This is a genomic window from Lentzea sp. NPDC004782, assembly GCF_040609115.1.
In the GTDB taxonomy this organism is placed as follows: domain Bacteria; phylum Actinomycetota; class Actinomycetes; order Mycobacteriales; family Pseudonocardiaceae; genus Lentzea.
The window spans coordinates 1-3934 of record NZ_JBEXJN010000145.1 but is presented as its reverse complement, the minus strand read 5'-3'; the positions used below and the strand labels follow the sequence as shown (position 1 = coordinate 3934).

Genomic DNA, 3934 nt, shown 5'->3' with positions numbered 1-3934 from the left:
CCCGCCGCGCCGCCGCGGGGGTTGGTGTGGTGTGGGTTTGGCCGGGCCCTTCCCCCCACGTGGGGTGTTTCCGCGCGCATTAACCCCACGTAACTGCCCCCGGCAGGCGGGTTGCGGACAAGATCTATGGCAGGGCGCTCAGCCGCTCAGCCGCGCCCCGGTGCTCGACCGCAACGTGATCGGCGGCGCCAGCAACGCGTGCCGCGCCATCGCCGGCCCGTCGGCGATCTGCTCCAGCAGCAGCTCGACCGCGAGCCGCGCCATCTCCCCGGCCGGCACGTCCGCCGCCGTCAGCGGCGGGTGGAAGTCCTCGGCCAGCCTGTCCGCGATCACGCCGGTGAGCGAGAAGTCGCGCGGCACGTCGAGGCCGGCTCGGTGCAACGCGCGCTGGACGCCGGGCAGGGCCGCCTCGTTGATCGTCACGGCCGCGGTCACCTCCGGCCAGCGGGACCGGATCTGCTCGAAGCACGCCAGGCCGGCTGCGGGGTCGTCGGCGCAGCACACGTCGTGTGCGGTCACGCCGCGTGCGGCGGCGGATTCCAGGAACGCCTCGGTGGCGCGGACCGCGGGGCCGTAGCCGGAGGCGACCAGCTCGGCCGAGCGGTTGATCAGCACGATGTCGCGGTGACCGAGGTCGGCGAGGTGGCGGACGCAGCGGCCGATCAGGCTCCCGTAGTCGACGTCGACCCACCACGAGGCCGCGGGGTCCTCTACGTGGCCGATCGTCACGAACGGCAGACCCGTGCTGGTGAGGCGGTCGACGCGCGGGTCGTGCAGGAGGATCTCCATCAGGATGACGCCGTCGACGCGGCGGCCGGTGACGACGCGGTCGAAGGAGCGGTCGTGGTCGCCGCCGCTCGGGGACAGCAGCACGTCGTGGTCGTGGACCGCCGCCGCCTCGACGACGCTGGCCACGAAGCCCAGCTGGACGTCGGTCAGGCGGCTGCTCGCGGGCGGGATCACCAGGCCGAACGTCCTGGTCCTGCCCTCGGCCAGGGCACGGGCGCTCGCGTTCGGGCGGTAGCCGAGCTCGGCGATGACGTCGTTGATCCGCCGCACGGTCGCCGCGGACACCGGGCGTTTGCCGCTCAGCGCGTACGACACCGTGCTGCGGGACACGCCGGCCCGCTTGGCGATCTCTCCGATGTTCATGGCTGCGCCCCGTCCCGTCGAAGGAACCGATTCGACAATCGACAGGGTAGGACATCACCCCTTGCGCAGGCTCGGCCGACGCGGCTACGTTGGCGCGGCTGCTCGAAAATCGAACCGGTTCGATGATTGCCGGCAACGACGTCGGCAGGGAGGACCACGCATGCGGCGCGCAGCTCTAGTGCCACGACCGGCAACCTTCACCGCGTCTTCCGGCGTCCAGCAGGGCGCCTCGCGGCACCGCCCCCACGCCCCCGTACAACCAGTACGAGGACGTGGGGGCGGCACCACGATGCACCCGTCTGACCGTCGAAATACGGGGCAAAGGCTGCCGATCGCGGCACTAGCTCTCCTCGCGGCCGGGTTGGCCGCGTGCTCGTCGTCGGCGCCCGCGGCGCGCGACACCTTCGCCGTCTGGGACCCGTACCCGCAGTTCGCCGCCGAGTCGGACTGGGCGAAGACGATCGACAAGTGCGGGGCCGAGGCCGGGGTGAAGATCCAGCGGCAGGCCTTCGACACCACCGACCTGACGAACAAGGTGCTGCTCGCGGCACAGCAGCGCACCGCGCCGCAGGTCCTGGTCGTCGACAACCCCGTGGTGTCGACGCTCGCTGAGGCCGGGGTGCTGCGGCCGATCTCCGAGGCGGGCCTCGACGCGTCCGCCGCGGCACCCAACCTCGTGTCCGCCGGCACGCTGAACGGCCAGACCTACGGCACACCGATCGGGGCGAACACCCTGGCGCTCTACTACAACAAGGCCGTGCTGACCGCCGCGGGCGTCGACCCGGCCTCGATCAAGGACTGGGCCTCGCTGGACGCCGCGCTGGCCAAGGTCAAGGCGGCGGGCAAGAAGGGCATCACGTTCTCCGCGATCGGCACCGAGGAGGGCACGTTCCAGTTCCTGCCGTGGTTCTGGGGTTCCGGCGCGGCGCTCACCGACCTCGCCTCGACCCAGGCGGTCGGCGCGCTGGAACTGTGGAAGTCCTGGCTGGACAAGGGCTACGCGCCGAACTCGGTGATCGGCAACACGCAGACCACCAGCTGGCAGGAGTTCGCCACCGGCGACTACGCGTTCGCCGAGAACGGCACCTGGCAGCTGCAGAACGCGAAGAAGACCGGCTTCGAGTACGGCGTGATCGCGATCCCCGGCCGCACCGGGGGCACCGCGCCCGCGCCGACGGGAGGCGAGTTCGTCACCGTGCCGGTGCAGGACGACAAGGCCACCGAGACCACGGCGGGGAAGATCGCCACCTGCCTCACCAGCCCGGACCGGGTGCTCGCGGCCGACACCGCGCTGACGTACGTCTCGGCGGTGCCGTCGGTGCAGCAGCACCAGATCGCCGCCATGCCCGAGCTGAAGGTCTGGGTGGACGCCGTGCAGAACGCCAAGGGGCGCACCGGGGACAACCTCGGCACCCGCTACCCGCGGATCTCGCAGCCGCTGTGGGGTGCCGTGCAGGCCGCGCTCACCGGGGCGAAGACACCGGCGGACGCGTTGAAAGAAGCCCAAGCCACCGCGGCCGCCGCGAAGTAGCCGTGCGCCCACGTCTCGCCGCCTGGGCGTTCGCGGCTCCGCTCGTGGTCTACCTGCTGGTCTGCTACGCGTATCCCCTGTACACCAACGTGAACCTGAGCGTCCGCGGCTACACCGTGCGGACGTTCGTGCACGGCGGCGCACCGTTCGTCGGGTTCGAGAACTACGCCGCCGTGCTCACCGACCCGACCTTCCAGAAGGCGGTCGTGAACACGGTGCTGTTCACGGCCGTGTCGCTGATCTTCCAGTACACCATCGGCTTCGCGCTGGCCGTGTTCTTCGCGCGCGACTTCCCGTTGTCCGCGACGTTGCGCGCGTTGTTCCTGGTGCCGTGGCTGTTGCCGCTGATCGTCTCCGCGTCCACCTGGGCGTGGTTGCTCAACAGCGAGTCCGGCCTGGTCAACGCCCTGCTGGGCGCGAAGATCCACTGGCTGACCTCGCCGGAGTGGTCGCTGGTGTCGGTCACCATCGCCAACATCTGGATCGGCGTGCCGTTCAACCTCGTCGTGCTCTACAGCGGGCTGCGCACGATCCCGTCCGAGGTGTACGAAGCGTCCTCTTTGGACGGTGCGAGCGGCTGGCAGACGTTCCGGCACGTCACGTTCCCGATGCTGCGCCCGGTCTCGGCGATCACGCTGCTGCTCGGCCTGGTCTACACGCTCAAGGTGTTCGACCTCATCTGGATCATGACCAGAGGTGGGCCGAGCGGGTCGTCCACCACGCTCGCGACCTGGTCCTACGAGCTCGGGTTCGGCAGCATGCTGCCCAGGTTCGGGCCGAGCGCCGCGGTGGGCAACGTGCTGATCCTCGTGTCGCTGGTGGCGGGGCTGCTGTACATCCGGGCCCAGGAGCGCGCATGAGGGCCTGGCGGACGGTGACCGGTGTGCTGCTGACCGCGGTGATGCTGTTCCCGGTCTACTGGATGATCAACGTGTCGCTCACGCCCGCCCGTGACCTGCGCAGGTCACCGCCGAGCCTGTTCCCGTCCTCGCCGACGACCGAGGGTTACGAGCGGGTGTTGCGAGAGCAGCTGCCGTACTTCGGCACGAGTCTGCTGGTGGCGCTGGGCACCGTCGTGCTCACGCTGGTGCTCGCCGCGCCCGCCGCGTACTCGCTCGCGAAGCTGTGGCCTGCGGGCCGCCGCGTGTCAGTGCCGCGACCGGCAACCTTCACCGCGTCTTCCGGCGTCCAGCAGGGCGCCTCGCGGCACCGCCCCCACGCCCCCGTACAACCAGTACGAGGACGTGGGGG

3 protein-coding genes and 1 pseudogene are annotated in these 3934 nt (G+C 70.7%); 3 read left to right on the top strand and 1 reads right to left on the bottom strand.

What is annotated here, in order from left to right; all coding sequences use genetic code 11:
- Positions 1-138: 138 nt before the first annotated feature.
- Entirely contained in the window at positions 139-1152 is a 1014-nt protein-coding gene (locus tag ABZV40_RS46275; RefSeq protein WP_355456498.1) for a LacI family DNA-binding transcriptional regulator, read from the bottom strand.
- Positions 1153-1441: 289 nt separating this feature from the next.
- Here ABZV40_RS46275 and ABZV40_RS46270 point away from each other — a divergent pair, with 289 nt between their 5' ends.
- The 3 genes and pseudogenes from ABZV40_RS46270 to ABZV40_RS46260 form a co-directional block, all read left to right on the top strand.
- A complete protein-coding gene (locus ABZV40_RS46270; RefSeq protein ID WP_355456497.1) occupies positions 1442-2683 on the top strand; it encodes an extracellular solute-binding protein in 1242 nt (413 codons plus the stop codon).
- Positions 2684-2685: 2 nt separating this feature from the next.
- On the top strand, positions 2686-3543 hold the full coding sequence (locus ABZV40_RS46265; protein WP_355456496.1) for a sugar ABC transporter permease: 858 nt from the start codon (positions 2686-2688) through the stop codon (positions 3541-3543).
- Positions 3540-3934: pseudogene (locus ABZV40_RS46260) on the top strand (hypothetical protein); the annotation flags it as partial. The gene ABZV40_RS46265 and the pseudogene ABZV40_RS46260, both read left to right, overlap by 4 nt.

Coding starts and splice junctions, on each gene's coding strand:
- ABZV40_RS46275 (WP_355456498.1), bottom strand. CDS start 1,152: ATGAACATCGGAGAGATCGCCAAGCGGGCCGGCGTGTCCCGCAGCACG.
- ABZV40_RS46270 (WP_355456497.1), top strand. CDS start 1,442: ATGCACCCGTCTGACCGTCGAAATACGGGGCAAAGGCTGCCGATCGCG.